We start from the raw sequence: 24,419 nt of genomic DNA on the forward strand, positions 1-24,419 counted from the left end.
CGCGAGTCGGGTCAGACCATGACCCCGACCGGCTGCGCCGTGTGGTCGGGAAACAGCGAGGCTGGATCGGTGCCGAGCACCGACGACGCGACCTCGCCGAGAACGTCGCGGAAGTCCGTGGTGACGGGGACGTCGAAACGCGGTGCCACCGTCGCCGGGTCGATTCCGGGCCACGTCCCGTGCACCCCACCGACCACCCCCGAACCCAGGACCAACATCGCGCTACCCCAGCCGTGATCGGTCCCGCCGGAGCCGTTCTCCTCGACCCGCCGACCGAACTCGGTCATCACGACGACCGTCACGTCGTCCTGCCCTCGCTGATCGAGGTCGGCAATGAAATCGCTGAGGGAGACGTCGAGCACGCCCAGGAGGTTTCGCATGTCGCCGGCCGACGCCGTGCCCATCGGCCCGTGGGTGTCCCATCCGCCGATGTCGACAGTTGCCACCTCGATGCCCAGATCGGCCTCGAGCAACACCGCAAGATCGGCGAACTGGCGCCGCAGCGGATCGACCTCGGTCGAGCCCGTGAGCGTGGAGGCGGCACCCGCCGCATCGAGCGCCTGGTGCCCGAGCCGCTCGATCGGTTCGTCGCCGTAGTAGAGCATCCGGAACAGGTCCTCGCGACCGGCGGTCAAGCCGCTGCGCCCGCCCAGTCCGAAGGTGTCCAACGACGACACCGCGAGGGCCGGGTAGCCGCGCAGACTCGAGGCGACGAGATCCCCCATCGAGACGGCTCGGAATGACTCACCGCTGACCGCGCCGCCGAGGTGGCGGGCGACCCAACCCTGACCGTCGTCGGGGTACTCGTCGGCGCCGAGCTCCGACAGATCCTGGGCCACGAAGTGGCTCCGGTTGCCCGCCGGGTTCCCCGCTGCCACCACCACACCGACCTGTCCCGCCTGATAGAGCGAGTGCAGTCCCGTCATGACCGGGTGAAACCCGAACGTGCCGTCGAGATCGAGGACCGCCGAGTCGGGAATCGCGATGGTCGGGCGTTGGTCGTAGTACGCCGACTCGGTGAAGGGAACGGTCACCGACAAGTGGTCCTGGCCGCCGCGCAGATACACGACAACCATGCGTCCGGTCGGAGAGGTGGCCGCCCCCGCCGGGCGGGTGCCGAGGCGCACCTGCACCGCAGAAGCCACCCCGACCGCGGCGCCGGCAGCCATGAATGTGCGGCGGTTCATCGCGGTTGCCCCGACGCGATCGCCGATGATTCCGGTGAGGGTGGGTGTGGAGGTCGAGTTCGTCATGGTTCTCCTCAGCGGTACTGGGCGTGGGTGGATGCGAGAACGGTCAACGCGATCAGCGGCAGCGCCTCGCGGATCTCGGGCAACGACGGAACCGTTTCCTCATCCCATCCCGTCACCTGGTCGAGCACGACGACGCCCTGTTCGGTCGGGGTCTCGTCGAGCAGTTCGCCCGCGACGACGGCGTAGATCTCCGACCGGGTCCGCCCATCGGACTGGGCGAGAATCGCCGAACCGTCCGGCTGGATGCCGGCGTAGTAGCCGCTGATGATGTCGGCGGCGAGATTCCAACGGTTGAGCAGCGAACCACTGTTCGACCAGGGTCCGGCCACATCGGGGTAGCCGTTGGGCGCCGGCCACTCGAACGGCGCCTGCCCGAGCCCGACGAGCGCCGAATAGAGAGCCACGAGGTCACCGACCTCGGTCGTCGGCACGATGTCGGCCTGCGCCGCACGCGCGATCATCGCCAGATAGTCCAGCGGACGCCGGAACTTCCGGGGCGCCGCGTCGAAGTCGGCGTGGTCGATCATGGCCCGCAGTACGGGCTCGATGTCGGAGTCGTGGGCGAGCCATGCGTCGGCCATTGCCTGCACCAAGCCGGGCGAGGGCGTGTCGCTCACGAAGCGGACGGCGATCTTTCGACACACGAAGTCGGCGGTGCTCGGCAGCACCGCGAGATGACGGAGGAAGTCCTCGCCGTGCGCGAGCGGGTCACCGCCGGCCGGCCGCGACCAGTCGAGTATCGACAGCGCGGCGGGGTCGTGGCGCGCGGGACGGAACCAGAACTCGCCGGTGTCGGGATCGACCGTCCAGCCGGTGAGCAATCGCGCCGTGGCGACCACATCGTCCTCGTCGTAGCCGCCGTTCACGCCCACCGTGTGGAGCTCGAGCAGCTCCCGGCCGTAGTTCTCGTTGATGGCGCCGGCCGAGGACCGGGCATTGTCGAGGTAGACGAGCATCGCCGGGCTCTGCGCCGAGGCGACCAGGAGGTCGGCGAACCGGCCCAGTGCGTGCGGGCGGATCACTTCGCGGTCCTCGATGATCTTGAGCAGGTTCAGCTGGGGGTTGATCGCCGGGACATTGAAGTGATCGGACCAGAACTCGACCATGCGTTCGTGCAGCTGGGCGGGGCTGTGGACCATACGGATGAGCGACGCCAGTTTCAGCTGTGCTCCGGCGGCGGTGCTGCTCGACCCGCCCGAGTAGTTCGCGAGCAGCTGACCTGTGGACATCGACAGCGCCGGTAGCTCGGCGAGCTTGGCGTCGACGGCTGTGGTGTCGAGCAGATCGACGGCGAACTGCTCGTCGACCCACGCGTCGCGCCCCACGGCGGCCAACCGGGCGCGTGTGTCGGGATCGGCGCCGAACGTCAACCGCTGGACGAGATGACGGTCGGCGTCGAACGTCGAATCCGTGATGTCACAACCGGCGCCGATGGCTGCCGCAAGGGCCGCCGCCATCATCGGCAATGGGCGACGGAGCAGCGATCGACGATCCACTCTCTCGCCTCTCTCGCCTCTCTCGTCGATCTCGTCGATCTCGTCAATGCCGTCGTCGGCGATCGGGGTTTCGGTGGTCATGGAGTCTCCAGCAGTTCGTCGAGTACGGCGTGAAGGCGTCCGGTGTCGGCGTCGTCGAGTGGCGCCGCGAGAACCGGCTCGGCCCGGTCGAAGGTCGCCACGCTCCAGTTGAGGAGCGCATCGACGTCGGGACCGAGAGCATCGATGAGCGAGGGCCATTGCGCCGTGGCGTCGTCGCCGAGCGGATCACAGGCCGCGGGCTCGGCGGCCAGTACCTCGGCCAGGCGGCCCGGGACGCGAGTGGCGGCGAGCCCGAAGCGAACATCCGGATGCCGGTCGGCGAGTTGGGCGTAGAAGGCCGAGAACCCGATCGTCGCAGGAGGCACCGGGGCGATCCAACGATCGGGCGGTCCGAGGTTCCATCGCGCATCCCACTGTTCGGCCAGACACATCGACGGGAGGCGGGCCGACCCCGGAAGCGGCGCGCCGTCGATGAGTGCAGCGATCTCCGTCGTCGGAAAGATCTCCCGGAGTCGCCCGATGGTCCCGTAGACCCCCAGGCCACCCGCTCCCGACCCGGCAAGAAGGACACGATCCACCCTGGCGTCCTCCTGGCCGGCGATCGACCGGAGCACGCGAGCCACGTTCTGGGCCCCGACGAAGTGCTGTGTCGCGTCGCCCGCCGCTGCCGGGTCGGCCGACCGGCCGAGGTGCAGATCCCCGTTGGCGTTGGGGATCGCCACCACGTTCCAGTCGCGGAAGTAACCCTCGTCGACGTCGAAGACCCCCTGGCTGAGCAGGCCGCCCTCGGCAGTGTCGCGGGCGAAGTCCTCGGCGTCGTAGTCGGCGTCGTGGCGGTCACAGGTCTCGGCGTCGAGGCAGATGCCGCCGTCGAGTAGATAGACGAGCACGTCGCTCGACTCGGCATTGCGGCGCAACGCCACCCCTGTCGTCGAACCGTCACGGGCCTGGAGGGAGTCGGCCGGCCGCCAGGTCCACGCCGCGGAGCCGGCAACGCCCGCTCCGTCGTCGTCGACCGCAACGGCTGCCGACGGCAAGGTCAACAGGCCCTCGGGAAACGCAGCCGTTTCGACCTCGGTCTCCGATGCCGGGAGCGCAACGGCGAGGCCTCCGACAACCGCCAATGCGACAACCAGCGCCCCCCCGCGTCGTCGCACCCTCCGGTTGCGTCGACGGCGTCGCAGCTCCGCCATGGGAGGAGCGTCGGGAGTCGCGATCGCCTCGAGCCCTTCGATGAGTTCGTTGCGCCCCGGCCGATCCAGCGGGTCAGTCACGGCAGATCCTCGGATCCGAGGGCGTGACGAAGGCGCTGTCGCGCTCGCGACAGCGCGGCGCTCACCGTGCCCTCCGACAGGTCGAGAAGGGACGCGATCTCCGCCTCACCGAGATCGGCGACATAGCGGAGCGCCACCAGTTCACGGGTTCGCGGCGGCAAGTCGTCCAGTACCGCCCACACCGAGATCGCATCGGCGGTCGCGCCCTCGAACGACGGAGTGGCGACGCGTTGCCGACCGAGCGAGAGCAACCGACCCTCGTGCGCCTGACGACGGAACCGCCGCCGGGCGACGTTGAGTGCCACCGTGATCGCCCATCGGTCGGGCCGTCCCATCTCGCGGACCCGCCGCCAGCGTTCGAAGGCCCGAACCATCGCCTCGTCGGTGGCCTCGGCCGCGATCTCCGCTCGGCCGCCGCAGGCGACGGTGACGACGCGCACGACGAGTGGCCGGGTCCGGCGATACCACTCCTCGAATTCGTCATCGGATTCCATTCAGCGCCCCCGGTCGGGAGCTGGAGCGCACACGACCCCTGAAGTCACGAGCGGACCGTTTCCCTGCCGAATGCCCAAGATTTTCTTGCTCAGCGGTAGGACGCGAGGAACCGATCGAGCAGGTGGTCGGCCAATGCCCCGGTGTCCACCTGGCTGCCCGCGAGCGCAGCAAGCACGAGCGGCCCGATGAGCTGGAAACCGACGATCTCGACGTCGAGTCCCGCCGGCAACACACCCTCGTCGGCGCCCAGCTCCAGCACGACCCGCAGCGCTGCGAGCTTCTCCTCCTGATCCTGGGCGGTCAGCTCGTCGACCTCGGGGATCTGCTGCTTGAGCGCGAACATCGCCGGCAGGATGCGCGCCCAGCGAGGGTCGGCCAGCGTGGCGGCGACCTGGGCCACGAGGGCCCGCAGGGCGGGCTCGAATCCGTCGCGAAGATCCGGTACCGCGATCTCGGGTGCGTTCGAGCGCATCACGTCGGTGAGCAGCTCGGTCCGTGACGGCCAATGTCGATAAAGGGTCGACTTCGCGACACCCGATCGCTCCACGACGGCATCGACCGTGACCGATCTCGCGCCCGAGTCGACCAGGAGTTCGGTGGCGGCATCGAGCAGCTTGGCCCGACTGCGGGTGATGCGCGGGTCGGTGGCCGCCGTGTCGTCCGGGCTGTCGGTCCCCGATGGTGTGTCGGAAGTCATGTCGATCGCGCTCGTACCCATGCAAACAGTACGATACCGTTTCGTCTTGTTATGACCACTCCATCCCCCGAAGCCCTCTCGAACCCCGCTGCGATCGTGACGGACAAGCGCCGCCAGCGCAACATCCTCCTCGCCACGTGCACCGCCCTCATGGCCGTGATGGCATCGGTGTCGGGCCTGAACGTCGCCCAGCAGCAGCTGGCGATCGATCTCGGTGCCTCGCAGGGCGCCATCCTCTGGATCATCAACGGCTACACCGTCGCTCTCGCCGCGCTGCTCATGCCGATCGGCGCCATGGGCGACCGCTGGGGTCGCAAGTACGTGCTGCTCGCCGGCCTCGCGGTCTTCGCCATCGCCAGCCTCGGCGCCGGCGTGGCCACCACCACGACCATGATGATCGCCGCTCGCGTTCTCGCCGGCGTCGGCGCCGCCATGATCATGCCCGTCACATTGTCGGTCATCACCTCGAGCTTCTCCGACGAGGACCGGGCTCAGGCCATCGGCGTGTGGGCCGGCGTGGCCGGCAGCGGTGGGCTGGTCGGACTCTTCGCCGCCTCGTTCATGGTCGACATCCTCACCTGGCGCTGGCTCTTCGCCATCCCCGCCGTGCTCGTCGCCTACTCCGCCTACATGACCGTCCGCCACGTCCCGAACTCGGCCGAACACACCGAGCATCGCTTCGACGTCGTCGGCTCGATCCTCTCCATGCTCGCCATCGGCGGACTCGTCCTCGGGATCCACGAGGGTCCCGAGCAGGGCTGGACGGCCACGATCACCGTCGTCTCGATGATCGTCGGCGTGATCGGGGCCATCGGCTTCGTGATCTGGGAACGGCGCCAGGTCGATCCGCTCCTCGATGTCCGGGTGTTTCGCAACCGCACGCTCACCGCGGGCGCCGTCACCCTCATGGCCGTGTTCGCCGTCATGTTCGGCATCTTCCTGGTGCTGTTCCCCTTCTTCCAGGCTGTGATCGGCTGGTCGGCACTGAAGTCCGCGGTCGCCCTGCTCCCCATGGCGGTCGTGATGATGCCCACCTCCGCCGTGCTCGCCCCCTGGTTCACCAACCGGGTCGGCACCCGCAACGCCATGCTCGTCGGCGCGTCCATCGCCGGATTCGGACTCATGACCCTGGCCCTTCGGGCGTCGGTCGACGGCGGCTACCTGTCGATCCTGCCCGGCCTGATGATCATCGGCCTCGGTATGGGCATCACCATGACGCCCTCCACCGCCGCCATCACCGAGACCCTGCCCGAGGACAAGCAGGGCGTGGCCTCGGCGCTCAACGACACCACCCGTGAGCTCGGCGGTGCCCTCGGTGTGGCCCTGCTCGGTTCGATCCTCACCGCGCGCTACGAGTCGAGCATCGATCCGCACCTCGTCGGCATTCCCGAGGAGTTCGCCGAGCCCGCCCGCGAGGGCATCGGCAGCGCATTCGCCGTCGCCGGCCGCGCCGGCGACAACGGCCCTGCCATCATCGACGCCGCCAAGAACGCGTTCGTCGACGGCTGGGTGCAGTCGATGTGGGTGGGCGTCGCGCTCGTCGCCGCCGCGGTGGTCTTCCTGATCGTGCGAGGCAACCCCACGACCGACGCGGTCACTGTCGGGCTTGAACCACCTGCGACGTCGACGACAGACCAAAGAACCCCTGCGCATCGCTCATCGTCGCCGTCGACACGCCGTGACCGTTCCCGTAGTCGAAATGGGTCCCGCCGACAAGGGCGATCCATTCGCCCACCGGCGGGCGCAGGACGTGGGCGTTGACGTCGGGATTGATCGCGGTGAAGCGGTTGCTGGTGAACTGCACGCCGATCAGGTTCACGAGGTCCATCGGCACCGTCACTCGTGACGTCGCCCGCACCGGCTCCCCCGCGACCACCGGGACCCTCAACCGCAACCAGATCCCGCTCACGTCGTGCACGGCCGGGTCGGTCCGACGGAAGTCGACTCCCGTGCGGAGGAACTCGGCGAAGGTGGCCATCCCCTCCATGCCGACCAGCTCCTCGGGCTCCGGCATCGTCGCGGCAGGGTTCTGATCGGTCGTCGACGCGGGGGCACCATCGGTGCCGCTCATGTCGGCGTCGCGGATCCGCAGCACCCGTGCCCGGACGTGCTCCGCGTGCGCGGAGGTGACCGTCAGATCGACCACCTGGATCTTCTTGCCCTCACGAACGATCTCGTGATCGATTCGCAGGCGCTCCCCGACCGGCACGGGGCGCACGAAGTCGGCGGTGAGCCGGCTGACGCTCATTGGAGCGAGGGTGTCGATGTCCTCGATGACATGACCGAGTAGGGCGAGCACCGCGCCCCCGCTCTGTGCGTCGGGACTCCAGCCGCCGGTGGTGGCCACGGTCCCGACGAAGCCGTCGCCCTCGCGTTCGTAGAGCGCCGGTTCCGTCATCGGATCAGTGCTCGAGTTCGGCGCATGCGCCGACGCTAGCGGTCGCCCCACCGATCTAGAGGAGCGACTCGTCGCGATGGGACAGGCCGAGGCGGTCACCGATCCGGCTCATGCTGTAGACGCTGAGGAAAAGGAACACCCCGGGCACCAGCGCGATGTGCGGATGCTCGCGCAGGGTCGTGAAGTCCGCCTCGGCGATCATGTTGCCCCAGGTCGGCTCGGGCGGCTGGAGTCCCAGTCCGAGGTAGGCGAGCGAACCTTCGGCGACGATCAGCACGGCCGCCATCACGAAGGCGTACGCGACCACCGGCACCGCAACCGACGGGAGGATCTCCCGGAAGAGAATGCGACGCTGTCTCGCCCCGATCACCCAACTGGCCTGCACGAACTCGCGTTGGGCCACCGACATGGTGTTGGCCCGCACCAGGCGGGCCATGACGGGCATGCTCGTGATGGCCAACGAGACGCCGGTCTTGAGGATCGCCGACGACGCGGTGGCCGGTGGCCCGAGCACGGTGGCGAGCGCGATCAACATCACGAGCGCGGGGAAGGCCAGGAAGCTGTCGGTCACGATGCCGACGGCGGCGTCGATTCGCCCTCGCCGATACCCGGCGATGAGGCCCACGGTGCCACCGATGAGGAGGCTGCCGACCACACCGACGACGGCGGTCAGGAGGCTGACACGGGCGCCGTAGATCGACCGGGCCAGGATGTCGAGGCCGAAGTTGTTGGTACCGAAGGGGTGCGCCGACAGCAGATCGGGGTGAGCCTTGCCCGGCTCGTTGAGCGTCGCCACCGTGTCGACATGTTCGCTCAACGGAAGCAATCCGGCGAACGTCGCGGCAAGGCCCAGCGCCACGATCCATCCGATCGACAGCACCAGTCCGGTGTCGAAGGTCGGCCCACGCCACGCGACGCCGGCAATACCGACCGCCCGACCGATGAGTAACAGTCCGAACAGCACGAGCGGACCCTTGAGGGTCATGGCGAGCGCACCGAACGGGTCGAGCGTGAGGAAGATCAACGCGACACCGGCGAACGCGCATGCGACCGCGCGTGGCAGCGCTCGCCGGACCCGTGTGCGGGTCGTGAGGACCTCGGGTCCCGAAGGATCAACGACCTGCATGACTCACCCTGGGGTCCAGATAGCCGTAGGCGATGTCGACGACGAACCCGACGACCACATAGACCACTGCGATCGCCAACACGCCGCTCTGCACGACCGTGAAGTCGCTCTGACGCGCGCCGTCGACCACCACCCGACCGACACCGGGCAACGAGAAGACCTGTTCGATGACGATCGTGCCGCCCATCAGCCGCCCGATGCTCACGCCGACGAGCGTGATCAACGAGAACGACGACGGTCGGAGCGCGTGCCGCAGGACGATCAGCCGTTGCGGGAGCCCCTTGCCGCGCGCCGCCTGGATGTAGTCCTCCTGGAGGGTGGTGATCATGTCACTGCGCAGCACTCTGGTGAACGTGGCCATCTCCGGCAGCGCCAGGGTCAGCGCGGGCAGGAAGGCGTGGTGGAGATTCGATGCCCAACCCCCGTCGCTGGGCCGGACCCACTGGCCGAGCGGGAACACCGGGAAATAGATCGCGAAGACGAGGACCAGCACGATGCTGGCGAGAAAGGGTGGCACGGCAATCACGGCGAACGTGCCCGACGTGGCGATCCGGTCGATGCGGCTGTCGGGCTTCTGCGCCGTCCACATGGCGAGCGGAACGGACACCGCGAGGGCCATGACCAAGGCCAAGACGGCCAGTTCGATGTTGACCGGGAAGGCACGCACCAGGCGGGTGCTCACATCCTCGACCGGCGGCACGAGGTTGCGACCGAGGTCGCCCTGGAGTGCACCGCCGACCCAGTCGAGGTAGCGCTCGACCATCGGTTCGTCGAGGCCCATCGACTCGCGGACCCGCAGATACTCGTCGCGGGTGCTGTTCGGGCCGAGCACCTGTTCGGCCGGGTCGCCCGGCACGAGGTCGACCATGAGAAACGTGCCGATGCTCACGATGACGAGTACCGGGATCAGCCGAAGAAGTCTCGAGGCGACGAGCCGGACCATCGGGCTCACAGCATGTTGAACCGGTGGAAGCCGCCATCGGTGGCGAGGAACGCACCCGAGAGGTAGGAGGCGTCGGCCGAACAGAGGAAAGCGATCGCGGCGGCGAACTCGTCGTAGGACCCGACTCGACCGAGGTGCACCCACTCGTCGAGCAACTCCTGACGGTCGGCGGTGCGGCTCGGGTGCGGCGCGTTGCCGACCGTGATGCCGTTGACCGCCACACCGTGAGGCCCGAGTTCCTTCGCGAGCGAGGCAACCAACCCGACGAGTCCGGCCTTGCCGGCGGCATAGCCGGCTCCGGCCCGTTGGCCGTTCTCGCCGGAGATCGAGTTGACGCAGACGATGCGGCCGTAGCCACCGTCGATCATCGACGGGATGACCGCACGGGCGCAGAGGAAAGCCGACGTGAGGTTGAGGGCGAGGAAGCTGTTCCACTCCCCGGTGGTGGTGTCGGCGACCGGGACCCAGCGCGACCCTGGCATCGCGCCGCCCGCGTTGTTCACCAGGATGTCGATCTTCCCGTGGTCGGCGACGACCCGTGCGACGAGCGCATTGATGGCGCTCTCGTCGGTCACGTCGGCGACCCCCGCGACCGCGGTGCCCGGTTCGTCGGTCAACGCGGCGACGGTGTCGGCCACCGCGGCGGCGTCGACGTCGTTGACGACGACGGTCGCACCCTCACGGGCGAGCCGGGTGGCCGTCGCGCGACCGATACCGCGCCCGGCGCCGGTGACCAGCGCGACGTTGCCCTCGAAGCGTGTCATCCCCATCGGCCGAGCTATCGCTGGAACATCGGGTTGCGGGCGTTCTCGCTGATCACCGTCATGCTGCAGAACCGCCAGACGTCGGGATCCCGGCGGAAGCCGAAGATGTAGCCGCCCTCGTGCACCCCGCGCCGGAAGTCGTCGCCGTCCCCGCTGGTGGCGACGATGCTGTAGCAGGTCGCCGCGGTCGCGGTCTGGTTGTCATCGCCGACGCGCACGACGGGCGGATGGATCAGGTGCCGGATCTCGAGCGAGTTCACCTCGTCGGCCGGCGGTGGGCCACCGGGCTTGCCATCGGCGCGCGGCAACACCGGCGCCTCGTAGACCGCCCGCATGTTCTCCTTGCCCGAGATGCGCTCGACGAGGGTGCCGGCGAGCACCCGCTCGAAGTCGTCGGTGTAGATCGCGAGCAGTTCGTCCCATCGGCGAGCGTCGCACAGCCAGCCGTATTCCATGACCCGGTCGGTGATCGCACGATGGTCCTCGGCCAACTGCAGGCGCTCCTCGAGCGACGTTCGCGGCGCCTCGGCCTCGTTGACCACGTCCAAGAGCATCGCCAACTCGTCATCGGTCATGTCGTTCTCCCCTCATCCGTCCCCCGGATATGCGTTCTTGATTTTATCTTTTACTTATTACACAATAGTACAGCTCGCCGAACAGCGGCTGCAAAATCTCAGGGGGACACACCATGAAAGTCACACGACACCTACGGCTGCGCGTGTTGGGAATGGTCGCCGTTCTGGCGATGTTCGGCGCATCGTGCGGGGACGACAGTGCCACGCCGACCGATGACCCGACCGATTCCGCCGACACCGACACGGGTTCCGACTCCGACTCCGACTCCGGCGACAGCGACACCGGCGACAGCGATGGCGAGAGTGCCGATTCGATCACCATCGGCGTGTTCGCCGAATCGCAGGGGCTCGACCCGATCATCCAGAGCAGCACCGGTCTCGCCGGTGGCATGGAGAACGCGGCAATCTACGACGTCCTCATGCGCTGGATTCCCGAAACGGGCGAGTACGAGCCCCACGTGGCCGAGTCGCTCACCGCCAATGACGACTTCACCGAGTGGACCCTGGCGCTGCGACCCGAGGTCGAGTTCAGCGACGGCACACCGCTCACGGCCGATGCCGTGATCGCCAGCATCAATCGTCACATCGAGAACAACTCTCGTACGGCGGGCCTGGTCACCCCGATCGCCTCGATGGAGGCCACCGACGACCACACCGTGGTGTTCGGGTTCGAGTCGCCGTTCGCGTCGCTGCCCTTCTCACTCGCGTCGGCACCGGGGATGATCGTGAACCCCGCAGCCGTCGAGGCAATGGGCGAGGACTTCCCGACCAATCCGCAGGGTGCCGGTGTCGGCCCCTACGTGATCGACAGCTTCCTGCCCAACGAGGCGGTCACGCTGACGGCCAACCCCGACTACTGGGGCGGTGCACCCGCCATCGGCGAACTCCGCTTCGTGTTCGTGGCCGGGGCCTCGGCCACCTACGAGACCTTCAAGAGCGGACAGTTCCAGGCAGCGTTCCTGCGCGACGACGCCGCGATCAACCAGGCCCGAGACGACGGCTTCGACGGATTCGAGGCGGTCTACTCCGCGGGCGGCGTGATCCTCATGAACAACGGTGTACGTGTGACGTGCACCGGTGAAGCCGAGGACGCCGCCATCTGTGAGGGCGAGGAAGCCGGCGCGACCCCCCGCGTCGAGTCGATCGCCAACGACCTGCGTATCCGTCAGGCCGTGGCCGCCGCGATCAACCTCGACACACTCAACGAGCGGGCGTTCGAGGGCGCCGGTCGCATGTCGACCTCGCTCATCCACGAGGAGAGCAGCTGGTTCAACGGCATCGAAGGGCCGCAGTACGACCTCGATCTCGCCACACAGCTGGTCGACGAGGTCAAGGCCGAAGGTTGGGACGGCACGATCCGCATCGCCTGCCACGACGGTCTCCCCGCCTGGGGTACCGCGGTGGGCGCGATGCTCGAAGCGGCCGGGTTCGCTCCGGTCATCGAGGACCAGCGTGACATCCAGGCCAACATCAGCGCGATCATCGTGCAGAAGGACTTCGATCTCGCCTGCTGGGGCCTGACCATTGCCGACGAAGCACCACTGTTCGCGATGAACCGCGACTTCAACCCGGCCCTCAACGGACTGGGCGGCAACTTCGGTGGCTACGAGAACGACGAGGTCGGCGCACTCCTCGCCGGTGCGTCGTCGGCCGGCCCCGACGAGATCCAGGCGATCGTCGATGGCATCGCCACGGCGTACACCGAGGACGTCCCGTTGTTGTCCCTCCAAGCAACCTCGGACTTCATCCTCATGAACCCGGATCTCGACGGGGCCGAGCTGACGGTCGGGTCGGTGGTGCTCTTCGACGACGCCACCTTCGCCGGGTGATGCCGGCTCCCGTCGCCATCGTGACGGGGGCCGGAGACGGCATCGGCCAGGCGACCGCACTTCGCCTGGCCGATGCCGGCTACCGGCTCACCCTCGTCGACGTCGCGCAGGAGGCGCTGGTCGCCACCGCGGCGGAGATCGCCGACGGCGCCAATCCGACCCCGGTGCACACGGTCGTCACTGACGTCACTGACGAAGCGGCCACTCAGGCTGCCGTCGACGAGACGATCGAACAGTTCGGTCGGCTCGACGTGCTGGTCAACGTCGTCGGCGGGAGTCGGCCGGGCAAGACCGTGCTCGACCTCGACCTGGCCGAATGGAACACCATGCTGGCCCTCAACCTGACGAGCACGTTCCTGATGTGTCGAGCCGCGATCCCCCACATCGGGCCGGGTGGCGCCATCATCAACGTCTCCTCGGGTGCCGGCGTGCGCGGGATGAAGGCGAACCCGGGCTATGTCGCGGCCAAGGCCGGGGTGGTCGCGCTCACCCGCGCCCTCGCCATCGACCACGGCGGCGACGGCATCCGTGTCAACGCGGTCGCCCCGGGTCCGATCCGCACCCCGCTGATGCGCCGCAATCGCACGCCCGACGAGATCGACGCCATGGGCGGCCTCTCGCTCACCGGGCGCATCGGTGAACCCAGGGAGATCGCCGACGTGATCGCATGGCTCGCCGGCGACGAGTCGTCCTATGTCATGGGTCAGACGATCGAGGTCGACGGTGGCACGTCGCCCTCGATCTGATCATCATGGAGGACTTCGACGGTCGGGTCGCCGTCGTCACCGGCGCGGCCAGCGGCATCGGACTGGCGTTGTGCCATCGCCTGGTGGGTCTCGGCATGCAAGTCGTGGCCACCGATGTCCAGCGGGACCGACTCGAGGGCGCGGTCGCCGATCTCGGCGAGTCCGTCCTCCCTCGCGTCGTCGACGTCTCGGATCACGGGGCCATGCTCACGCTCGCCGCCGAGGTGTTCGAGACCTGCGGCGGTGTTCATCTGCTGTGCAACAACGCAGGGGTGACCGTGCGCACCTCGCTGCTGGAGGCGACGCACGCCGACTGGGAATGGGTGCTCGGCGTCAACGTGTGGGGCGTGATCCACGGCATCGAGGCGTTCGTGCCCCGCATGATCGCCGGCGGTGAGCCGGGACACGTCGTCAACACCTGCTCGATGGCCGGTTTCCTGGCCGCGGCTCGCTACGGAATCTATTGCGCGACGAAACATGCCGTCGCCGCGATCTCGGAGTCGCTTGCGGGCGACCTCGCCGATGTCGGTGCGCCCATCGGGGTCACCGCGCCCTGCCCGTCGGCGGTCGCCACCAACTTCGCGCAGGCCGAGACCACCCGGCCCGCCCGCTACGGATCCCCGGCCGCGTCGAGCACCGGCACGGCCGAGCAGGATCGCATCAACGCGGCGCGAGACTCGGCCCAGAGCGCCGACCAGGTGGTCGATACCATCATGGCCGGGGTGCGGAACAACGAACTGTTCGTGTTCCCCGACGACGACGCCCGGGCGCCGGCCCGCGACCGCATGACGAGGATCCTCGGCTGATGAACGCACCCACCGACCAGTACCTCCGCGACCGACTCGCCATACTCGACACGGTGACGGCGTACTTCATCGCCATCGATCATCGCGAGTTCGACCGGCTCGATCAGGTCTTCTCGGCCGACGCCGTCGCCGACTTCGACGGCAAGGCGGTCGGGCCCGGCCTCGAGGCGATCATCGACTTCGTCGCCGGCCGGGGCAAGATCGACTACCCGGTCGACATCCAGAACCTCCAGCTCTCCCAGCATCAGATCTCGAATCACGTGGTCCGGATCGACGGCGACACGGGCTGGTCGGAGACCTATGCGGTGGCCTATCTCGTCGACCGGCCCGACTCGGGGCCCCGCATGCGGACGCGGGGCCTCCGGTACCAGGACGTCCTGACCCGTACCGCCGACGGCTGGCGGGTCAGCGACCGGACCCACGTGTGCGACTGGATGCGTCTCGACGCACTCGAATGGGCCGCCACCGGCATCACTCCCCTCCCCGACCAGCTCCGGTCCTGAGCGTCCGGTCCCGAAAGGACGAACATGGCACACATCGGCATTCCCGACGGCGACGGCCTCGAACGCGAACGCATCTGGCAGCACAAGCCGGCGGTGGGCGCCGCGCTCACCCAGCTGGCCGTGGCCCTCTACACCGACAGCCTGCTCTCGGTGCGCGAGCAGGAACTGGCCCGCATGCGGGTCGTGGTCATCAACGGGTGCCACTATTGAATGCAGTCCCGTGTCTCGCAGTCTGCGGGATCTGACGATCTGTGGTCCGAAGAGGACGAGGACGCGATCAATCACGTCCTGATGTGGCCGGACTGGCCCGGATTCAGCGACCGGGAACGGATACTGATCGAGTACGCCGAGCGGTTCGTCGAGGACCACAACTCTCTCGACGCGGCGTTCTACGGCCGGCTTCGGTCGATCCTCAGCGATGCCGAGATCGTGGAGGCAACCGCCCTGATCGGCCGCCATCTGGCGTTCGGGCGCCTGTCGCACGTGCTCGCCCTCGACACGACCTGACCGCCGTCGCCGGAACCACACCAATGATCTAGTAATTTGACGTCATGGCCCGACCCCAATCGCAACGACGATCGCCACGCCTGGCCGAGGACGTCGCCAACCAGCTCCGGGGTCGGATCCTGGCCGGCGAGTTCGCGGAAACCGAGTCGCTCCCCACGCAGGACCGACTGGTCGAGGAATACCGCGTCAGTCTGCCGTCGGTTCGGGAAGCCCTTCGCATCCTCGAGACCGAGGGCCTCCTCACCGTGCTGCGGGGAAAGGTCGGCGGCTCGGTCGTCCACGTTCCGCAGACGAAGAAGGTCGGGTACATGCTGGGCCTGGTTCTCGAATCCCGGGGGGTCGAGGTCGACGAGGTGCTGTCGGCCATCGCCCAGGTCGAGCCGCTCTGCGCCGCGGCCTGCGCCCGCCGCGAGGACCGGCTCACCACCGTGGTCCCCGAACTCGAGGAGATCCAGGCGGCGTCCACTGTCGCCATCGACGATCCCGCCGCCTTCGCCCGCGCCGCCCGCCGATTCCACGAGGTGCTGGTCGAGGGATGCGGCAACCAGCCCCTGGTCGTCATCGTCGGCGCCCTCGAGGCGCTCTGGTCGGGACAGGTGGAGACCGCGGGCGACAAGATCGACTTCGGTGCCTTCCCCGAGGTCACGACCCGTGAGGCATCGCTCGAAGAGCACCGTCAGATGATCGACCACATCGCGGCCGGCGATCCCGAGAAGGCCGCGGCCGCAGCGCAGGCCCACAACCACGACCCGGGTCGACACCAGCTCTCGGGGCAGTCCGTGCTCGTCTCGGCCGAACCGCTGCGCGAGTCCTGACCCTCTGGCGCGGTCAGGCGTCGAAGTCCCGGCGCAACCGGTGTTTCTGGATCTTTCCCGATGCGGTGGCGGGCAACTCGTCGAGCACCTCGAGCAGCTCGGGCAGCTTGTAGGTGGCGAGCCCCTTCTCTCGGAGACGTTCGACCGCGGTTGCCAGCGTGAGTTGGGCACCGTCGACCAGGGTTACGAACGCAGCCATGCGTTCGCCGAGCCGCGGGTCGGCGAGACCGACCACCGCACAGCGTTCGACTTCTGCGAAGTCGAGCAGCATCTCCTCGATCTCACGAGGGGCGATGTTCAGCCCACCGCGGATGATGATCTCCTTCTTGCGGCCCACGATCGAGAGGGATCCGTCGTCGTCCAGCACACCGAGGTCGCCGCTGCGCACCCAGTTGTCGTCGAGGAAGGTCGCCGCGGTGCGCTCGGGATCATCGTAGTAGCCGAGCGCGTTCTGCGGGCTCTGGACCTCGATCTCGCCGGGTGCGCCCGGTTCGAGGAGTTCGCCGTCGTCGCCGCGGATGCGGATGGCGACTCCGGGCAGGGCGACGCCATCGGTGTGCAGCCGGGCCGCCTCGGGCCGGTCGGGGCGATTGCACGACACGACCAGCGCCTCGGTCGACCCGTAGAGACGCTGTACACCGATGCCACGTCGCCGGGCGGCCGTGACCAACTCGGGTGGCACCGCCGCACCACCGCAGGCGAAGGAGGTGAGCTCCGGGAGTTGCTCGTTGCGGTCGCCGAGCACCCGCACGAGGTCCTGGAGGAACGTGGTGGCGGCCAGCGTGTAGGAGGCGCCGAAGCGACGCACCAGGCTGATGGCGATCGCAGGGTCCCACTCGTCCTGCAGGATCAGCGGGAAACCGTGGAAGAGGGCGAACCGCAGCCCGAAGTTGAACCCGGTCGAGTGGCCCACGGGCGAGGGCATCCAGACGACCGCATCGTCGTCGAGCCCGAGGAACTCCCGGAACGACCGCACACCGGCGTTCGTGGTCTGCTCGGAGTGCAGCACGCCCTTCGGCGTCGATTCGGTGCCCGAGCTGAAGATGAGCTCGGACCATGCCGAAGCCCCCGGCTCGGGCGCCGTGATCGCCGAGGCGTCCTGCGGGTCGGCTCGCAGCTGGTCGAGGAATTCGTCGCCATCGACCACCACATGGGAGAACCGACCCGCTCCCCCACCCTGGAGCGAGTCGATCATCGGTCGATGGTCGAAGCGACGATGGACGGCCGGCGTCACGACCGCCCGGGGTGTCGCCGTGCTGAAGATGTGGTCGAGCTCGCGCTCGCGATAGTTCGGCAACAGCGTGTTGATCACCAGACCCAAGCGCAGCGCGGCCAGGGCCACGACCGCCGTCTCGTAGCGATTGGGGAGCTGCACCGACAGCACGTCACCGGGAACCAGCCCGTCACGCTCGAGGGCGGTGGCGAAAGCGACCGAATCGGCGAGCAGTTGGCCCCGGCTGTGGCGACGCGAACCCTCGCGGTCGACGACCGCCAGGGCCTGCGGGTCCGCAGCCGCGTGCGCGGTGAAGTGCTGCCACAACGTGTCGTCGTTCCATCCCGGCCGCGTCATGCGCCTCTCCATTCCGGCGGTCGTTTCTCGAGGAAGGCGACCAGTCCTTCGGTGGCATCCGCGCTGGTGGTCGCGTAGTCCTCGACGACGTCCATCTCTGCTTGCAATGCCTCGGGCCGATCCATCTCCTGGGAGATGCGGATGAGCTCCCTCATCCGGCGCACGGCCAACGCGCTGTGGCCGGCGACATCATCGGCCATCGCCTCGACGCGGGAGACGAGTTCGTCGGGCGCCACCGATGCGACCACGAGCCCGATGGCCGCCGCTTCGTCACCGGTGATCGTGCGTCCGGTGAGGAGCAGGTCCTTCGCGTGCTGCAGGCCGACGGCCCGGCAGAGCCGCTGGCTCCCGCCCGCGCCCGGCAGCTGGCCGAAGTTCAGGTGTCCGTCGGCGATGGCGGCCGACGACGAGGCGACGAGCAGATCACAGGCGAGGGCGAGCTCGAGACCGCCGGCGACGCAGGCGCCGTTGATCATCGCGATGCTCACGAAGTCGGCGGCCTCGAGTTGATCGCAGACCCGACCGAACGTCTCGAGGAATCGCCGGAACGCAGCTGCGTCGCGATAGAGCTCGACATAGCCCTCGAGATCGCCGCCGGCGGAGAACGCCCGACCGGCGCCGGTGACCACGACCACGCGCACGGCCGGATCGTCCGACGCGCGCTCGATCCGTTCCTCGAGTGCGGCGATCGTCGCCTTGTCGATCGGGTTGAGCTTGTCGGGCCGTTGCAGGGTGAGCGTGCGGACGACGGCCCCCCGGTCGGTGGTGCGGTCGGCGACCGCGACGAGTTCGGTCACGATGCCACCCGCCCCGTCTCGGCGACGAACTCCAGTCGACGGCCGCCGTCGGCGAGGCGCGGGTAGGTGGCCTGAAGGGGAAGACCGTCGGCGAGATCGGCCGGGTCCACGGCCACCCGGGCGACGATGCGGGCGCCCTCGGGTACGTCGACGAGCCCGACCACATAGGGCGTCTCGTCGGCGAAGGCCGGGTCGAAGGCGATGTGGCAGACGGTCCACGAGTAGAGCGTGCCGCGGCCACACGACTCGACGACGGCACCGTGTTCGTGTCCGCAGTGGGGGCAGCCGGGCATCGGTGGGTAGGCGGCCCGGGCGCACGACGAACACACCCGGACGAGCAGTCGCTCGTCGTCGATCCCGTCCCGGAAGAACTGCACGTCGCTCATCGTCGTACCAACACCATCGCCGACCCGTCCTGCAATGCGCCCGAGGTGACCACGGCGACCTCGGCGTCGGCCACCTGGCGATCGCCGCCCCGACCCTGGAGCTGGATCACCGCCTCGGCCACGGTGTTCATGCCGTGGAGGTACCCCTCGTTGAGGAGGCCACCGTTGGTGTTCGTCGGCAGCGAGCCACCGGGAGCCGTCGCGCCCGACCGAACGAGGTCGCCGGCGCCGCCGCGTTCGGCGAATCCGAGGCCCTCGAGCGCGAACAGCACCACGCTGGAGAAGCAATCGTAGAGCTCGGCGACGTCGACGTCGGCGGGGCCCAGACCGGCGATGTCCCAGAGCCGGTCGGCCAACAGCGATGTGTAGTTGCGGCTCAGGTCGGGCCATGTGGCCATGTCGGCCATGTCGAGCCCGCCGCCGCCACCGAGCGAGTAGGCACCGGCTTCGATGCCGATACCGGGATGCGGCGCATCGAGCGCGGCCCGCGAAGAGGTGAGCACCAGCGCGCACCCGCCGTCGACCTCGGTGGTGCAGTCGACGGCCCTCAGCGGGTCGGCCACATAGGGGGATTCGTGGTGCAACTCGAGCGTCATCGGCGTGCGCCGGAACGCCCGTTCGTTGCGCGCCGCCCACTCCCGTTGCGCAATGGTGACCGCGGCGAGGTCGTCCTCGGTCGCGCCGGTCTCGATCATGAACCGGCGGGCCCACATGGCGATGGCCTGCGGATACGCGGTGAGCCCGGCGTCGTGGCGCAGGTCGGCGGCATCGCCCGGCGCCCGGGCGCTCCCCACCCGCTGCCCGCTGCGCCCGTTGAGCGCTCGATACACCACGATGTTCTCGGCCACGCCCATGCCGATCATCGACGCGGCGTGGGTGGTGAGGTAGCACGGCGCCTGCCCGGCGAGCCCCGAGTCGAGTGTGTGGGCGAGGGTGCCCATGCCGAGCACCGAGGCCACCGCCTGGGCCGGCACCGAGTCCCCGAGGTACTGGTAGGTCACCACACCGTCGATGTCGCCCGGCGTGAGCCCGGCATCGGCGATGGCGGCCCGGCAGGCATCGGCAGCCACGGCGAGCACCGAGCGACCGGAGTTCTTCGACAGTTCGGTGAACCCGACCCCGGTGATGCAGGCGTCGCGGTACGGCAAGCTCGTCACGTTCTCATCCCCACGGAAGCATAACCTCTAAACATTGGAAGATACAGTAGGTGCCGCGGGGCCCGACACCCGGTCACGGCCGAAGGCCCTCGGCGCGGTCCACGCCGTCCACGCCGAGCTGGCCGACGAGCGCCTCCACCAGGGTGTCGTCGCTCGTGAGCCGCGGGGCTCGCGGCCACCCGCCGGGAGCGCCGAGCGCCCGCAGCGCGGCCTTGGTGCCCACGATGCCACCGGCGGCCTGCGTGGCCCGGAACATCCGGATGAGCCGGGCGTAACGGCGCGCCATTGCATCGGCATCGCCTCGCTGGTGGGCATCGATGAGTGACACGCAGAGCTTCGGGACCAGGTTTCCCTCGGAACTCAGGTAACCCTGCGCACCGAGGGCGAGCGCAGTGAGGGCGTGCATCGGGCCACCCACGTGGACGTCGACGGCGCCGTCGATCGCATCGATCACCCGGGAGAGATAGCCGACGTCGCCGGTGGTCACGTTGAGACCGATCACCTGGTCGTACTCACGTGCCGCGTCGACCAGCAAGCCGACCGGGTAGAGATAGCCGACCGACTGGTGCGTGGAGATGACCACGGGACACTCGACGGCATCGAGAACCGTGTGCAGGTAGGTGCTCAGCTCCTCGGGCCGGGGCGAATAGCCGTGTCCGAGGTCGAGCGAGTAGAGCTGCATCGCGTCGAGTCCGACCTCGGTGGTCATCCGCCCCAGGGCGATCGCCTCGTGGGCCGTGCGCGGTTCCACACCCATGACCCGCACCGGCACATGTCCCGACAGCTCCTCTCCTGCGATCTCCATGACCCGGCGCACCTCGTCGACGGTCAGCGTGTAGCCCTCGCCGCTACCGCTGCCGGCGACGTAGACACCGATGCCGCTGTCGCGCAGCCGGCCCAGGTGGCCACGGAAGCCGACCTCGTCGAGCCGACCGTCCTCGGTGAAGGGCGTCAGGCTGATCACGAACGTGCTGGAGGGGTTGGCCATGGGCCGAGCCTATGTTCTCCAATCCTATGAGGAATGGCCTGAAGGGCCTGGCGGGCCTTCCGCTTCGTTGACAGCCGTCCCGACCGGGCTACTGGTCGAGCGACGTCAACAGATCACCAATGGTGTGCTGGTCCTCGAGGGGGTGACGAAGCGATTGCTCGTCGTTGACGACATAGCGGTTTCGCCGCCCCACCTTCTCACTTCGCAGGTAGCCCTCTTCCTCGAGCTCGTGGATGATCCGCTGCACTGCGCCGACCGTGACCCCGACCGCGTAGGCGATGTCACGCTGACGGGCCTCGGGGTTTCGGGCGATGGCGATGAGCACATGGGCGTAGTTGGTGAGGAACGTCCACGAGGGGATCTTGGTTTCCGGCGCTTCGAACATCGTCATTCAGTCACACCCATCACAAGGGCCACTCGTTGACACCTGTATCAGATTACCTGCATTTCTATTCATATTTCAACTCCAGCCTATATGGTGGACGAATGGTTTCAGTACCCAGCCCGACCTCGGGCCCCGTGACGAGGACAGGTCTCCTCTCCGGGCTGCGGGTGGTCGAGGTCGCGCATCTCGGCGCCGGCGCCCTCACGACCTCGTTGGCCGACCTCGGCGCCGACGTCATCAAGGTCGAGCCACTCGAGGGCGACTACGGCCGCCAGATGACCTGGCCGATGGTCGAGGGCACCTCGCTGCTCTTCCGGCACATCAATCGCGGCAAGCGGTCGGTGCAACTCGACCTCGCTTCGGATGCCGGCGTCGCCACCTTCCTCCAGCTGGTGGAGGCCAGCGACGTCGTCGTGGAAGGCATGCGACCGGGAGCCCTCGATCGCCGGGGTCTCGGTTACGACAGGCTCTCCGGTGTCAACCCCACGATCGTGCTCGTCTCCATGAGCGGCTTCGGCGCCACGGGCCCGTACCAGAACATTCCCACCCACGGGGTGGCCTACGACGCCTGGGCCGCCGTCTTCGCCCCCGATCACGATGACGACGGTCGGCCGTTCATCCCCGAGCACGTCTCCATCGGCATGAACGCAGGACCGCTCTACGGCGCCATCGGCGTACTCGCCGGGGTCCTCAGCGCCCGTGCGACCGGGCGTGGTAGCCATGTCGATCTCGCCCAGGCCGATGCCGCCGTGGCGTTCGACTGGCTCCGCCACGAAACGGCGCGGGCCTACGAACGCCCCACGACCGAAGTGGCCGGCAACCCGACCGATGGGAACGAGCGGCGGGCCGCCGGCACCGCAGGCCTGCGCGACGGCGTCCGCTACCAGATCTACGAGTCCGCCGATGGCCACGTGCTGTTGATGGCCTCGGAGCGGAAGTTCTGGCGCAACTTCTGCGAAGGCTGCGGCCGCGCCGACCTGTTCACGCGATGGCCGGGGTCGGAATACGCCGATCACGCCCGCGGCAACGACGCGCTGCGAACCGAACTCACCGACCTCTTCCGTACCCGCACGACCGCAGAGTGGGTCGCCCTCGCGATTGCCGCAGACACCGCGATTGCACCGGTGAACTCGCCGGCGTCGCTGCCCCTGGATCCCCAGTTCCTCGACCGGATGCCGTGGCTGTCGCGCGACGATCATGGCGCCGAGCTGGTGCCCACCCCGCTCCGACTCGTCGGCGAGAGTCGTTACGAGCCGACCCCGTCGCCGACCGCCGGGCAGCACACGGCCGAAGTTCTCGACGAGGTGATCGGTCTCGACGACGATCAGATCGACGCCCTCCGCCGACTCGGCGCCATCCGATGAACGACCGGCAGCCGTGCCTGATCGGGACCGGGCGGCGAACGTGGCACCCCGACGGTTCAGCGCCGGAACCGCTCGCCATGATGGAGCACGTGGCCCGAGCAGCGGCCGACGACGCCGCCGTTCGAGTCGATCCGCTCGCCCTGCTCGACGATCTCGGTGTGGTCCACTGCCAGTCCTGGGCCTACGACGACCTGCCGGGTCGTCTGGCCGATCGTCTGGGGGCGACCGATGCCGCCCGCCACGAGTCGATCCTCGCCGGCACCTCGCCACAACGTCTGATCGACGCGGCCGCCGCGAGGATGCTGGACGGCGAGATCGAGGTCGCCCTCGTCGTCGGCGGGGAGGCCCTCCACACCCGTCGAGCCTTCGCCCAGGATGGGGAAACACCCCCGTGGAGTCACCCGCATCCGTCACCGCCCGTCCTCCCCATCGATCTCGACGAGTGGCACCTGCCGACCGAACTCGCCCACGGGGTTCTGCCGGCATGGCTCACGTTCGCCCTGCTCGAGCAGGCTCGCTGGGCCTCTCGCGGGGCGACGCCGGACGACCGCGACCGTCTGGTTGCACTCATGTCCCGGCTGAACGAGACGGCGATCCGCAATCCGGACGCATGGTTCCGGACGCCTCGCACCGTTCACGCCCTGGCCACGGCGACGCCCGGGAATCGTATGGTGGCGCTGCCGTACACCAAGCACATGACGGCCTTTCCCGATGTCGACATGGCCGCCGCCAACCTGCTGGTGACGAGATCGGTGGCCGACCGCTGGCGTGTCCCCGAGGATCGGCGCGTGTATCTGCGGGGTTGGGGGTTCGCTCGTGACTCGATCCACATCGGTGCGCGCGCCGACCTGGGTGCGTCTCCCGCCATGCGGTCAGCGACGGCGGAAGCCCTGTCGATGGCGGGTCTCGAAACCGCGGAGGTCGACGCGTTCGACCTCTACAGCTGCTTCGGCTCGGCGGTGCAGTTCGCGCGGGACGCGCTGGGAATCGGCCCCGAGGATCCGCGGCCACTGACGCTCACCGGCGGTCTGCCGTACCACGGTGGACCCAGCAGCAACTACATGAGCCACTCGATCAGCCATGCGGTCGAACACCTGCGTGCGAACCCGGGCCAGGTCGGTCTCGTCACCGGCGTGGGCATGCACATGACCAAACACGTCGCCGCGATCTATTCGACCACGGCCGGCGAGCTCCCCGACCCCGCCCAACCCGTTCGTTCGCAGCAATGGGACGCACCCCCGCTCGTACCCGACGTCGCCATCGTGGAACGGGCCGACGGCCCGGCGAATGTGCTCGCCGCCACCGTCGTCCACTCCGGTGACGGCAGCGCCGGCCACGTCGTCGCAATCTGCGAGTTGGATGACGGCACCCGGTGCTATGCCCGTTCGGACGACGCCGACGCCATCGAGGTCGTCACCACGGCCGCATGGGTCGCAGCGAAGGCCCAGGTCGTGCCGGCCGGCGACGGCACCAACGAGATCCGCTGGTAGTCGCCCCCGCACG

The 24,419-nt window shown here is 68.6% G+C and carries 25 protein-coding genes and 1 pseudogene; 10 read left to right on the forward strand and 16 right to left on the reverse strand.

The features are described 5' to 3' along the window. Positions 1-11 precede the first annotated feature (11 nt). The 5 genes from RIB98_04945 to RIB98_04965 form a co-directional block, all read right to left on the reverse strand. The gene (locus RIB98_04945; GenBank protein MEQ8840304.1) at positions 12-1,253 is read right to left on the reverse strand and encodes a DUF1501 domain-containing protein; all 1,242 of its coding nucleotides are present in this window, start codon (positions 1,251-1,253) and stop codon (positions 12-14) included. Positions 1,254-1,261: 8 nt separating this feature from the next. Next, a complete protein-coding gene (locus tag RIB98_04950; GenBank protein ID MEQ8840305.1) occupies positions 1,262-2,830 on the reverse strand; it encodes a DUF1800 domain-containing protein in 1,569 nt (522 codons plus the stop codon). Next, positions 2,827-4,065 carry a pectin acetylesterase-family hydrolase gene (locus tag RIB98_04955; protein MEQ8840306.1) on the reverse strand — a complete coding sequence of 413 codons (1,239 nt, stop codon included), beginning with the start codon at positions 4,063-4,065 and terminating at the stop codon, positions 2,827-2,829. Before RIB98_04955 ends, RIB98_04950 begins: the two co-directional genes overlap by 4 nt. Next, a complete protein-coding gene (locus RIB98_04960) occupies positions 4,062-4,559 on the reverse strand; it encodes a sigma-70 family RNA polymerase sigma factor (protein ID MEQ8840307.1) in 498 nt (165 codons plus the stop codon). Before RIB98_04960 ends, RIB98_04955 begins: the two co-directional genes overlap by 4 nt. A gap of 89 nt (positions 4,560-4,648) precedes the next feature. Further along, complete coding sequence (locus tag RIB98_04965) at positions 4,649-5,278, reverse strand: TetR/AcrR family transcriptional regulator (GenBank protein MEQ8840308.1); 630 nt, start codon at positions 5,276-5,278, stop codon at positions 4,649-4,651. A 30-nt stretch (positions 5,279-5,308) separates the two neighbouring features. Here RIB98_04965 and RIB98_04970 point away from each other — a divergent pair, with 30 nt between their 5' ends. Beyond that, positions 5,309-7,018 (forward strand): MFS transporter, encoded by a 1,710-nt coding sequence (locus RIB98_04970; protein ID MEQ8840309.1) that lies wholly within the window; start codon positions 5,309-5,311, stop codon positions 7,016-7,018. Here the strand turns inward: RIB98_04970 and RIB98_04975 are convergent. The 5 genes and pseudogenes from RIB98_04975 to RIB98_04995 all read right to left on the reverse strand — a co-directional run bounded on the left by RIB98_04975 (position 6,951) and on the right by RIB98_04995 (position 11,063). Continuing rightward, a pseudogene (locus RIB98_04975) lies at positions 6,951-7,655 on the reverse strand (thioesterase family protein). The gene RIB98_04970 and the pseudogene RIB98_04975 sit on opposite strands and share 68 nt — an antisense overlap. A gap of 55 nt (positions 7,656-7,710) precedes the next feature. Continuing rightward, positions 7,711-8,781: an ABC transporter permease gene (locus tag RIB98_04980; GenBank protein MEQ8840310.1), complete on the reverse strand. Its 1,071-nt coding sequence runs from the start codon at positions 8,779-8,781 to the stop codon at positions 7,711-7,713. Next, positions 8,768-9,724 (reverse strand): ABC transporter permease, encoded by a 957-nt coding sequence (locus RIB98_04985; protein ID MEQ8840311.1) that lies wholly within the window; start codon positions 9,722-9,724, stop codon positions 8,768-8,770. Before RIB98_04985 ends, RIB98_04980 begins: the two co-directional genes overlap by 14 nt. Positions 9,725-9,729: 5 nt before the next feature. Then, positions 9,730-10,494: an SDR family oxidoreductase gene (locus RIB98_04990; GenBank protein MEQ8840312.1), complete on the reverse strand. Its 765-nt coding sequence runs from the start codon at positions 10,492-10,494 to the stop codon at positions 9,730-9,732. A gap of 8 nt (positions 10,495-10,502) precedes the next feature. Then, on the reverse strand, positions 10,503-11,063 hold the full coding sequence (locus tag RIB98_04995; GenBank protein MEQ8840313.1) for a nuclear transport factor 2 family protein: 561 nt from the start codon (positions 11,061-11,063) through the stop codon (positions 10,503-10,505). 113 nt (positions 11,064-11,176) lie between these two features. On the opposite strand from RIB98_04995, the gene RIB98_05000 reads away from it, so the two are divergent. Genes RIB98_05000 through RIB98_05030 form a run of 7 tightly spaced genes read left to right on the forward strand, consistent with a single transcriptional unit; the run spans position 11,177 to position 16,269 of the window. Then, positions 11,177-12,892: an ABC transporter substrate-binding protein gene (locus tag RIB98_05000; GenBank protein MEQ8840314.1), complete on the forward strand. Its 1,716-nt coding sequence runs from the start codon at positions 11,177-11,179 to the stop codon at positions 12,890-12,892. Next, positions 12,892-13,638: an SDR family oxidoreductase gene (locus RIB98_05005; GenBank protein MEQ8840315.1), complete on the forward strand. Its 747-nt coding sequence runs from the start codon at positions 12,892-12,894 to the stop codon at positions 13,636-13,638. Before RIB98_05000 ends, RIB98_05005 begins: the two co-directional genes overlap by 1 nt. 5 nt (positions 13,639-13,643) lie before the next feature. Next, positions 13,644-14,444, forward strand: a complete 801-nt coding sequence (locus RIB98_05010) for an SDR family NAD(P)-dependent oxidoreductase (protein MEQ8840316.1) — start codon at positions 13,644-13,646, stop codon at positions 14,442-14,444. Further along, positions 14,444-14,947, forward strand: coding sequence for a nuclear transport factor 2 family protein (locus tag RIB98_05015; protein ID MEQ8840317.1), 504 nt, complete (start codon positions 14,444-14,446; stop codon positions 14,945-14,947). Before RIB98_05010 ends, RIB98_05015 begins: the two co-directional genes overlap by 1 nt. 24 nt (positions 14,948-14,971) lie before the next feature. Further along, complete coding sequence (locus RIB98_05020; protein MEQ8840318.1) at positions 14,972-15,157, forward strand: carboxymuconolactone decarboxylase family protein; 186 nt, start codon at positions 14,972-14,974, stop codon at positions 15,155-15,157. Then, positions 15,158-15,454, forward strand: a complete 297-nt coding sequence (locus tag RIB98_05025; GenBank protein ID MEQ8840319.1) for a hypothetical protein — start codon at positions 15,158-15,160, stop codon at positions 15,452-15,454. It abuts the gene before it with no gap. Between the two features lie 44 nt (positions 15,455-15,498). Then, positions 15,499-16,269, forward strand: a complete 771-nt coding sequence (locus RIB98_05030; GenBank protein MEQ8840320.1) for an FCD domain-containing protein — start codon at positions 15,499-15,501, stop codon at positions 16,267-16,269. A gap of 13 nt (positions 16,270-16,282) precedes the next feature. Here the strand turns inward: RIB98_05030 and RIB98_05035 are convergent, their stop codons facing one another. From RIB98_05035 to RIB98_05060, 6 genes are all read right to left on the reverse strand, one after another. Then, positions 16,283-17,839, reverse strand: coding sequence for an AMP-binding protein (locus tag RIB98_05035; protein MEQ8840321.1), 1,557 nt, complete (start codon positions 17,837-17,839; stop codon positions 16,283-16,285). Further along, the gene (locus RIB98_05040) at positions 17,836-18,636 is read right to left on the reverse strand and encodes an enoyl-CoA hydratase/isomerase family protein (protein ID MEQ8840322.1); all 801 of its coding nucleotides are present in this window, start codon (positions 18,634-18,636) and stop codon (positions 17,836-17,838) included. The genes RIB98_05035 and RIB98_05040 overlap by 4 nt, the downstream gene beginning before the upstream one ends. After that, positions 18,633-19,022 (reverse strand): OB-fold domain-containing protein, encoded by a 390-nt coding sequence (locus RIB98_05045; protein ID MEQ8840323.1) that lies wholly within the window; start codon positions 19,020-19,022, stop codon positions 18,633-18,635. The genes RIB98_05040 and RIB98_05045 overlap by 4 nt, the downstream gene beginning before the upstream one ends. Beyond that, complete coding sequence (locus RIB98_05050) at positions 19,019-20,179, reverse strand: hypothetical protein (GenBank protein ID MEQ8840324.1); 1,161 nt, start codon at positions 20,177-20,179, stop codon at positions 19,019-19,021. Before RIB98_05050 ends, RIB98_05045 begins: the two co-directional genes overlap by 4 nt. Before the next feature lie 73 nt (positions 20,180-20,252). Beyond that, positions 20,253-21,167, reverse strand: coding sequence for a dihydrodipicolinate synthase family protein (locus tag RIB98_05055; protein ID MEQ8840325.1), 915 nt, complete (start codon positions 21,165-21,167; stop codon positions 20,253-20,255). Between the two features lie 88 nt (positions 21,168-21,255). Next, a complete protein-coding gene (locus tag RIB98_05060; GenBank protein MEQ8840326.1) occupies positions 21,256-21,558 on the reverse strand; it encodes a MarR family transcriptional regulator in 303 nt (100 codons plus the stop codon). A 95-nt stretch (positions 21,559-21,653) separates the two neighbouring features. Between RIB98_05060 and RIB98_05065 the strand changes: the two genes are divergently transcribed. Together RIB98_05065 and RIB98_05070 are read left to right on the forward strand one after the other, a co-directional pair. Beyond that, entirely contained in the window at positions 21,654-22,916 is a 1,263-nt protein-coding gene (locus RIB98_05065; protein ID MEQ8840327.1) for a CaiB/BaiF CoA-transferase family protein, read from the forward strand. A gap of 89 nt (positions 22,917-23,005) precedes the next feature. Continuing rightward, positions 23,006-24,406, forward strand: coding sequence for a hypothetical protein (locus RIB98_05070; protein ID MEQ8840328.1), 1,401 nt, complete (start codon positions 23,006-23,008; stop codon positions 24,404-24,406). Positions 24,407-24,419: the final 13 nt, after the last annotated feature.

The sequence above is a fragment of the Acidimicrobiales bacterium genome (assembly GCA_040219515.1).
Classification (GTDB): Bacteria; Actinomycetota; Acidimicrobiia; order Acidimicrobiales; family Aldehydirespiratoraceae; genus JAJRXC01.

Excerpts from the sequence above, each read along its gene's own strand:
- RIB98_04965 (MEQ8840308.1), bottom strand. The coding sequence starts at position 5,278 with ATGGGTACGAGCGCGATCGACATGACTTCCGACACACCATCGGGGACC.
- RIB98_05015 (MEQ8840317.1), top strand. The coding sequence starts at position 14,444 with ATGAACGCACCCACCGACCAGTACCTCCGCGACCGACTCGCCATACTC.
- RIB98_05025 (MEQ8840319.1), top strand. The coding sequence starts at position 15,158 with ATGCAGTCCCGTGTCTCGCAGTCTGCGGGATCTGACGATCTGTGGTCC.
- RIB98_05035 (MEQ8840321.1), bottom strand. The coding sequence starts at position 17,839 with ATGACGCGGCCGGGATGGAACGACGACACGTTGTGGCAGCACTTCACC.
- RIB98_05020 (MEQ8840318.1), top strand. The coding sequence starts at position 14,972 with ATGGCACACATCGGCATTCCCGACGGCGACGGCCTCGAACGCGAACGC.
- RIB98_04995 (MEQ8840313.1), bottom strand. The coding sequence starts at position 11,063 with ATGACCGATGACGAGTTGGCGATGCTCTTGGACGTGGTCAACGAGGCC.
- RIB98_05030 (MEQ8840320.1), top strand. The coding sequence starts at position 15,499 with ATGGCCCGACCCCAATCGCAACGACGATCGCCACGCCTGGCCGAGGAC.
- RIB98_04945 (MEQ8840304.1), bottom strand. The coding sequence starts at position 1,253 with ATGACGAACTCGACCTCCACACCCACCCTCACCGGAATCATCGGCGAT.
- RIB98_04990 (MEQ8840312.1), bottom strand. The coding sequence starts at position 10,494 with ATGGGGATGACACGCTTCGAGGGCAACGTCGCGCTGGTCACCGGCGCC.
- RIB98_05000 (MEQ8840314.1), top strand. The coding sequence starts at position 11,177 with ATGAAAGTCACACGACACCTACGGCTGCGCGTGTTGGGAATGGTCGCC.
- RIB98_04950 (MEQ8840305.1), bottom strand. The coding sequence starts at position 2,830 with ATGACCACCGAAACCCCGATCGCCGACGACGGCATTGACGAGATCGAC.
- RIB98_05005 (MEQ8840315.1), top strand. The coding sequence starts at position 12,892 with ATGCCGGCTCCCGTCGCCATCGTGACGGGGGCCGGAGACGGCATCGGC.
- RIB98_05055 (MEQ8840325.1), bottom strand. The coding sequence starts at position 21,167 with ATGGCCAACCCCTCCAGCACGTTCGTGATCAGCCTGACGCCCTTCACC.
- RIB98_04985 (MEQ8840311.1), bottom strand. The coding sequence starts at position 9,724 with ATGGTCCGGCTCGTCGCCTCGAGACTTCTTCGGCTGATCCCGGTACTC.
- RIB98_04980 (MEQ8840310.1), bottom strand. The coding sequence starts at position 8,781 with ATGCAGGTCGTTGATCCTTCGGGACCCGAGGTCCTCACGACCCGCACA.
- RIB98_05065 (MEQ8840327.1), top strand. The coding sequence starts at position 21,654 with ATGGTTTCAGTACCCAGCCCGACCTCGGGCCCCGTGACGAGGACAGGT.
- RIB98_05045 (MEQ8840323.1), bottom strand. The coding sequence starts at position 19,022 with ATGAGCGACGTGCAGTTCTTCCGGGACGGGATCGACGACGAGCGACTG.
- RIB98_05060 (MEQ8840326.1), bottom strand. The coding sequence starts at position 21,558 with ATGACGATGTTCGAAGCGCCGGAAACCAAGATCCCCTCGTGGACGTTC.
- RIB98_04970 (MEQ8840309.1), top strand. The coding sequence starts at position 5,309 with ATGACCACTCCATCCCCCGAAGCCCTCTCGAACCCCGCTGCGATCGTG.
- RIB98_05010 (MEQ8840316.1), top strand. The coding sequence starts at position 13,644 with ATGGAGGACTTCGACGGTCGGGTCGCCGTCGTCACCGGCGCGGCCAGC.
- RIB98_04960 (MEQ8840307.1), bottom strand. The coding sequence starts at position 4,559 with ATGGAATCCGATGACGAATTCGAGGAGTGGTATCGCCGGACCCGGCCA.